The sequence below is a fragment of the Vibrio sp. HI00D65 genome, from assembly GCF_001635455.1.
GTDB lineage: Bacteria > Pseudomonadota > Gammaproteobacteria > Enterobacterales > Vibrionaceae > Vibrio.
In genome coordinates, this window is record NZ_LWEH01000594.1 from 1 (window position 1) to 1,168 (window position 1,168).

Sequence of the window (1,168 nt, forward strand, 5' to 3'; positions counted from 1 at the left end):
CTATTGATTTTTTCGTAGTCTTGTACAGTCAGTTCAGCTGATGGAAGTGATGCGGGTGAACAGCCTGCAAGTAAGGTGAACAAAATGGAAGCTGATGCTAAAATAGCTTTATTACGTTTCATATCAGTTACTTATGTATCATAAAAAAGCATTATATACCTTTATTCATGATACGCAACTCATTGTCACATAACATTCTTAATAACAGGCCGGCTCGTTTTCCCTCCAACCTAACTTACAATCAATCTAACATAAACCATTAAAAAATAAAGAATATACATAAATTTTATTATTTTACCTTCACATAAAAACGAGCCGGCCTGTTATCACTTTTTACGTGGCATGTTATCTTGGGGAGTTCTTGCTTCAACTTACCTATTAACAACGACTTACTAATTGCTCTGCCGACAAAATTAGCCACTACTCCTGATAAAACAAGCCGTTTTTCATACTCAAACTCCTTCTAACACCAATAAACTGTATAAAAAAAACAGTTTTGGGAGGTGGGAAATGGCAAGCAAATTCATTGAAGAAATCCGTAGACACATGCGAATGCGAGGCTATAGTCTCAAAACAGAAAAGGCCTATATATACTGGATAAAATACTTCATTCGCTTTAATAAGCTAAAGCATCCTCAAGATATGGGAACGACTGAGGTAACAGCCTATCTGTCTTATCTTGCTAATGAACAACACGTCGCTATCAACACTCAAAAAGTCGCGCTTAATGCGATTGCGTTCCTTTACAACCAGTTTTTACAAAGACCGCTTGGTGATCTAGGTTTTACTTATGCTAAAAAGCAGCGCAAGGTTCCGAGCGTACTTACGCCAAATGAAGTCCAACTGATACTGTCACACCTTTCTGGTGTTAATCACATCATTTTTTCTCTGTTGTATGGTTCTGGACTTAGAGTTAATGAGTGTTTGAGAATTAGAGTTCAAGATCTTGATTTACAAAACCTATCTTTAACCGTGCGAGATGGGAAAGGAAAAAAAGATCGCGTAACTTTACTTAGCCCAACGTTAATTGGTTCTCTTCAATTGCAAATTCAGAAAGCGTCAAAAATACAAGAAGAAGATATCAAGCAAGGCATCGGTCCCTCGCTTCCACACGCCCTTGGTAAAAAGTACCCGAACGCTTTTAAACAAATTGCTTGGATGTTTATCT

At 37.4% G+C, this 1,168-nt stretch carries 1 protein-coding gene; it reads left to right on the forward strand.

What is annotated here, in order from left to right; translation table 11 throughout:
- Window positions 1-510: 510 nt before the first annotated feature.
- On the forward strand, window positions 511-1,168 hold a 658-nt coding region (locus tag A3712_RS24090), incomplete at its 3' end, for a phage integrase N-terminal SAM-like domain-containing protein (RefSeq protein ID WP_063525259.1).